Origin of the sequence: Devosia sp. LjRoot16 (assembly GCF_964252795.1) — a bacterium.
In the GTDB taxonomy this organism is placed as follows: domain Bacteria; phylum Pseudomonadota; class Alphaproteobacteria; order Rhizobiales; family Devosiaceae; genus Devosia_A.
Genome location: NZ_CAXUPH020000012.1, coordinates 1 through 6,302, shown reverse-complemented (window position 1 = coordinate 6,302; position 6,302 = coordinate 1). Strand labels below are relative to the sequence as shown.

The following is a 6,302-nucleotide window of genomic DNA, read 5'->3' as shown; positions in this document are numbered from 1 at the left end:
GGCACCCCCCTCCCACCACGCTTTCGCGTGGTCCCCCCTCCCCCGCAGGCGGGAGAGGGAGTCCCGACTGCGCTATCGGGGAGCTCGAACCGGCCCCCTCAGTCCGCCGCCACATCCTCCGCCAGCTGCCGGATCGGCAGCAGCAGGGTCAGTTTCGTGCCCTCGGGCCCCGACTCTACCGTGAGCTTGGCGCGCATGGCGCTGGCGCGGCGGGCCTGGTTGGCGAGGCCGCGGCCGGAGCGCGGGGCGGCGGCATCGAAGCCTTTGCCGTTATCGGAGACGCTGATGACGATATCGCCGGCGGCGACGCCGGTGCTGACCGTCGCCTCGGTGGCGTCGGCGTGCTTGATGATGTTGGTGAAGGCCTCCTGCAGCACCCGCAGAATATGCAGCGCATAGCGGTGATCGAGCCAGAACACCGGCGGCACGTCGCGCACATTCCAGTTGAGCTTGATGCCGGTGCTCTCGAGCCGCGGCTCGAGGCGGAACCGCAGCGTGCCGAGCAGCAGCAGCAGGTCGGTTTCGACCGGCTCCATCGAGTCGATGGTGAGTTTCAGGTCATCGATGCAGCCCTGCAGGATCTGCTTGAGTTCGGTCTCGTCGAGCCGGCCGCGCTCCACCATGCGCAGCGCGCCGATCAACGATGAGCCGAGCCCATCGTGCATATCCTCGGTCAGCCGCTGCCGTTCCTGCAGCAGCAGTTCGCGCTGCTCGATCTCGCGCAGCCGCTCGTGGCTGGCGAGCAGCGCCGCCTCGCGCGCCGTGAGCCGCTCGGCCAGCAAGGTATTGGAGTTCTCCACCGCATCGATCGCCCCGAGATAGTGCGCGAGGACAAGGTGGAAGAAGGCAAAGACCAGGGCGATCTGCACGAATGGCAGGATGAAATAGCCCTCGATGCTGATGAGGTTGTTCTGCAGCATCAGGTCGTTGATGCCCAGATAGGCGGTGAGCAGCACCCACACCGCGAGCACCAGCCCCTCCATCGACTGGGCGCGCCAGGCCGCGCGGATCGAGGAAATGCCCACGAGGTTGCAGACGACGAAGGCCGCCGCATACGCGAAGGGCGCGGTGAGCGTGGGGTCGAGCGCCGCCGAGAACAGCGGCAGCGTCGCGAGCCCCAGCACCAGCGTGGCGCCGCCGACTACGGCGGTGATCCACGACGCCCGGACATGCAGCACGGTGATGAGGAAGAGGTGCGAGATCGCCACCATCCACATGGTCGAATTGACCGTCAGCCAGCCGAACCAGGCGTCGCTGAGCGGTAGCCGCTCGAGCCCCAGATGGTTGTGGAGGCCGCGAATGAAGGTCGCCGCCGACATCAGGAAGAACAACAGGTACAGCCGCTCCTGCCGGCGCCGGAACCAGACCAGGAGCGAGAAAACGCCGCTGGCAAGGAACGCCGCGCTGGTGAGGTAGGAGAGCTCGGCCTGGAACAGGTTGCGCACCATATAGGCCGGCCCGACCTGATCGAAATCGCCGACCCACAGGCTGGAGAGCGCCCCGCCGATCCCCCTCAAATGCTGCAGGCGGATGACGATGGCGTTGATCGGTGGCGCCCCCTCGGTGACATCGAAGCCGATGCGCAGCGGTCGGTTCGAGCCGTTCCATTGCAGGTTCGCGTGCGATTGGTACTGCAGCTCGCCGTTGACATAGACGGCGAGCGTGCCGTCGGATTTCCAGCGCGGGATATAGAGATAGCCCTTGTCGGCTGGCGACACCGGCTGCGGCAGCGCGGCGCGATACCAGGTGACCTGCGTGTCGGGCGCATCGGCATCGGCGTGCTGCGACAAAGCGAGCCTGGGGATCGCCGCATTGGGCAGCGCCACGGGGGCCCAGTCCTCCGGCATGGCTCGGCGGATCAGCGTCGCCGGGGGCGACTGATAACCGACGGTGCTTTCGACCGCGAGCTCGGCCGAAGTGATGTGGAGGCCGCTCGGTTGGGCGACGAGGTGCAGCACCACCGCCCCGGCGATGATGATGCCGAGGGCGGCGAGGTAGCGCGCCAGGAGCTTATAGAAGGCCATGGCTGCGCGCCTCGAAGATCGCCTCGGCTTTCGACGACACTTCGAGCTTCTGGTAGATGCGGCGGACGAAGGTCATCACCGTGTTGCGCGTCACCCCCATCAGCTCGGCGATCTCGTCATAGCTGAAGCCCTTGGTGATCAACTCGAGCGCCTGCTGCTCGCGCGGCGACAATAAGGGTTGCGCCGGCGGCTCGACCGGCCTGAAGCGCAACAGGATCTTTCGCGCGATACGCGGGCTGATCGGGCTGCCGCCGGAATGGAGCGTGCGGATGTCGTCGGCCATCCGGCTTTGCGAACTGTCCTTCAGGAGATAGCCGGCGGCGCCCGCCTCGATCGAGGGGATGACGTGGCGATCGTCGGCAAAGGTGGTCGAGACCATGATGCCGCAATCCGGCCAGGCGCTGTGGGCGGCGCGGATCACCTCGATGCCCGAGCCATCGGGCAGCCCCAGATCGACCACCAGGATATCGGAAGGCGGGCCACCGAGCAGCGCCATCGCCTGGGCGACGTTTTCGGCCGCGGCGTGGAGCAGCATATCCTCGGCCGCCTCGACCGCGGCAACGAAGCTGCCCCGGAACGATGCATCGTCCTCGACGATCGTCACCTTGAGGGGCTTTGACCCTGTCGCCACAACACTCCCCCAGCCTCACCTGCGACGGAAGCTCTAGCACGGCGCCCCTACGGGCTTGTCGCTATTTCTAGCGATATGTGAGCTTGGCCATCGGCTCAATAGTGCCCCCTGCCCTGCGGCGGCTCCAAGCCCGCGCGTGGGCCTATGGACGGGGGAACATCCATGCACTGCCGCACCGAACGCAACCGCGCGTCGCGCCTCGCTCCGCTGGTCGCTACCCTCCTGACGGCGACGGCGCTGAGCGCGCTTGGCATGAGCCCGGCGCAGGCGCAGACCGCCAACTGGGGCGGCGGGGTATCGTCGGACTGGTTCACCAGCGGCAACTGGACCGGGGCGCAGCCGGACAATACGCGCGATGTGGTGATCAACGGCGCGACCGCTGCGGAGATCGCCGGCGGTGGCGAGGCCGAAGCCGGCAACCTCCGGATCGGCGAGGGCGTTGAGGGCGCCCTGAACATCACCGAAGGTTCGCTCCAAGCCTACCACACCAATATCGGCATGGATGGCGGCACCGGCAAGCTGTCGGTGGTGGGCCCGAGTTCGAGCTTTGACTCGATGACCACGCTCAGCCTCGGCATGGACGGCAATGGCGAACTCGAAATCCTCGAGGGCGGCACGGTGACCAGCAACCAGGGCCTGATCGGGGATTCCGCGGGCTCGGAGGGGATCGTGACCATTGACGGCACCGGTTCGAACTGGAGCACCCGGATCCCGAGCGCCGGTATGTTCGTCGGCTATGGCGGCAAGGGCACGCTCACCGTCCAGAATGGCGGCTCGGTCAACACCAACACCACCTGGTTGGGCTATTGGCCCGGTTCCGACGGCAAGCTCGTCGTCACCGGCACCGGCTCGAGCTACATCGACGAAGGCGACATGCATGTCGGCCGCGACGGCAGCGGTACGGTGGAGATCAACGACGGCGCCTATGTCGAGATCTTCAACTCGCTCTATGTCAACCGCGGCACCGTTACGGTGGACGGGGCGGATACCAAGCTCAAGTCGTATGGCGGCGTTACCGTCACCGGCCCGGGCGAGGACGGTTTCGTGGTCAGCGGCGGCGCCGCGGTCGAGAGCAGCACGGGCTATGTCGACGCCGGCCTCGGCATCGAGGGCACCGCGACCGCCAAAGTCACCGGCGCCGGCTCCAGCTGGATGATGGGCGTCGATGGCCTGACCATCGGTCTCGAAGGCGGCGGCGCGCTGCTGGTGACCGACGGCGGGCGCGTCGAAGCGGGCCAAGTCTATCTCGGCATGCGCGAGGGCGCCTCGGGCACGCTGACCATCTCGGATGGCGGCCAGGCGGTGATCGATTACGTGATGATGGCTGGCGAAGTCGGGGCCACCGCCACGCTGCGGCTCGAAAGCGGCGGGCAACTGAGTGCCAAGCAGGTGGAGCTGCTGAACTCCACTGGCACCGGCAAAGTGGCCTTCGATGGCGGCACGCTGAAGCTCACCGCCAACCAGTCATTTCTGTTCTCCGGATTTCAGACCGGCGATATCACGCTGGAAGATGGCGGCGGCACCATCGACACAGGTACTTTCAGCGTCCACATGGATCCCGGCCTGGTCGGCGAGGGCGGCTTCACCAAGAAGGGCACGGGCACGCTCAACGTCTATGGCGCCAGCACCTATGAGGGCCCGACGCTGATCAGCGCCGGGACACTCCGGGCGCGCGAAATTGGCGTGCTCTCGGCGGTCAGCGCTTATGAGGTAGCCTCGGGCGCGACGCTCAGGATCGACAGCAACAAGACCCAGACCATCGGCAGCCTCGCCGGCGCCGGCACCGTGCAGCTCGGCAACCCGCAGACCATGAACACGGCGGCCGGCAGCGCGCAGCTGACGCTTGGCGGCAACAACGCCTCGACCACCTTCAGCGGCGTGCTGGCGGGCAAGGGCCAGCTGATCAAGACCGGCAGCGGCACGCTGACGCTGAGCGGCAGCAACAGCTTTACCGGCACCACCACGGTCAGTGGCGGCGGGCTCAATGTGCTCGGGACGCTCCTTTCGAGTGTTACGGCTGAGAGCGGCGCCCGGCTGGGCGGCAACGGCACGTACGGCGCGATCAGCGTGGGGGATGGCGCGGTGCTGGCGCCGGGCAACTCGATCGGCGCAGTGACCACGGGCGGGCTCACGCTCGACGCGGGTTCGATCTACGAGGTCGAGTTGAGCGATGGCGGCAACACCGCGGGCACCCACAACGACATCACCCATGTAACGGGCACCGCGACCATCGCTGCCGGGGCCAAGATAAGGGTGCTGGCCGGCAACGGCACCGATGATGGCAGCACCTACACGCCGGGGCTCGTCTACACCATCATCGACACCACCACCGCCGGCAACCTCTCGGTCGCCGAAGCGCCGGAGATCATCGACAATTTCGCCTATCTCAACTTCACCGGCTCCTCTGACGGGCAGTATTTCCGCCTCACCTCGAGCATGGAGGCGGTGAGCTTCTGCCTCGAGGGCAGCACCGCCAACCAATGCGCTGCCGGCGATGCGCTGTTCGCGCTTGGGGCGGGCAATGCCGGGTTCAACCTGTTCCAGGGGCTGAGCGAGGAGGATGCGCCGGCCGCGCTCGACGCCATCTCGGGCGAAGCGCATGCGTCCATGCAGCAAGTGCTGGAGCAGAGTTTTGCGGTGCTCGGCCAGACGGTCAACCGCCGCACTGCCGCCGGGCTCGCGGGCGCCGGCGCGGCGGCTGGACCGCTGGGCTACGCCGCAGAGCCCGGCAATATCGGCGTCCGGGCCATCGACGATGCCACCACCAAGGGCACGGCGCGTCCGTGGATCGGCGCGCTCGGCAGCACCGGCCAGCTGCGCGGTGATGGCAACGCCGCCGAGATCGGCTGGAGCACCGGCGGGCTGGCATTGGGCTACGAGAACGAGATCGACCTCGGCTCAGGCACCGGTTTTGGCGGCGTGGCGCTCGGCTATCAGCACGGCCAGGGCATCGTCACCGCGCGCAATTCCGAGACTGGGTTCGACAGCCTCACGGCCGCGGCCTATGGCGGCTGGAGCGACGGCGCCTCGACGCTGATCGGTTCGCTGTCGGTCGGCGCCGGCCATGTCGCCACCGACCGGACGATTGCCATCGGCAACAGCACTGAGGTCGCCCATGCCGATTACTGGGCGCAATCGGCAAACCTCGCGCTCGAGGCCTCCTACGCCTTCGAGCTGGGCAATGGCTTCAGCATCGCGCCGCTCGGCACGCTGGCCGTCGGCTGGCTCAGCCATCCCGGCTTCACCGAAACCGGCGCCGGGGCCTTCAACCTCACGGCCGAGGCCAGCGGCAGCATGTCAGCCGCGGCGGGCGTGGGGCTATCGGTGGGCCAGCAGGTGGAGCTGGAGACCGGCACCCTGTCGCTCGAGGGTCGCGCTTTGTACGAGCAGAGCCTTGCCGGCACCGACCAGGCAGCGGCTTTCAGCTTTGCCGGGGGCACGACGCCTTTCACCATCAGCGGGGCGCCTGGGGATGTCAGCTGGGTACGGGTCGGCGGCGGGCTGGCGTTCGAGCTGACGAGCGGGTTGGCGCTTGGGGCGAGCTATGACGGGCGGTATTCCGAAAATGGGCAGTCGCATCAGGCAAGCGCGTCGGTTGGTGGGAGTTTTTGAGGCCGTCGCTGCAACTCGCGTCCCCTCTCCCCTCT

The 6,302-nt window shown here is 67.4% G+C and carries 3 protein-coding genes; 1 reads left to right on the top strand and 2 read right to left on the bottom strand.

Annotation, left to right across the window (positions count from 1 at the left end):
• Nucleotides 1–98: 98 nt before the first annotated feature.
• Both ACSQ23_RS28445 and ACSQ23_RS28440 read right to left on the bottom strand, forming a co-directional pair.
• Complete coding sequence (locus tag ACSQ23_RS28445; RefSeq protein ID WP_055877411.1) at nucleotides 99–2,024, bottom strand: sensor histidine kinase; 1,926 nt, start codon at nucleotides 2,022–2,024, stop codon at nucleotides 99–101.
• Entirely contained in the window at nucleotides 2,011–2,655 is a 645-nt protein-coding gene (locus ACSQ23_RS28440; protein WP_436092713.1) for a response regulator, read from the bottom strand. Before ACSQ23_RS28440 ends, ACSQ23_RS28445 begins: the two co-directional genes overlap by 14 nt.
• Before the next feature lie 162 nt (nucleotides 2,656–2,817).
• Here ACSQ23_RS28440 and ACSQ23_RS28435 point away from each other — a divergent pair, with 162 nt between their 5' ends.
• Complete coding sequence (locus ACSQ23_RS28435; protein WP_436092712.1) at nucleotides 2,818–6,267, top strand: autotransporter domain-containing protein; 3,450 nt, start codon at nucleotides 2,818–2,820, stop codon at nucleotides 6,265–6,267.
• Nucleotides 6,268–6,302: the final 35 nt, after the last annotated feature.

Coding starts and splice junctions, on each gene's coding strand:
- ACSQ23_RS28445 (WP_055877411.1), bottom strand. CDS start 2,024: ATGGCCTTCTATAAGCTCCTGGCGCGCTACCTCGCCGCCCTCGGCATC.
- ACSQ23_RS28435 (WP_436092712.1), top strand. CDS start 2,818: ATGCACTGCCGCACCGAACGCAACCGCGCGTCGCGCCTCGCTCCGCTG.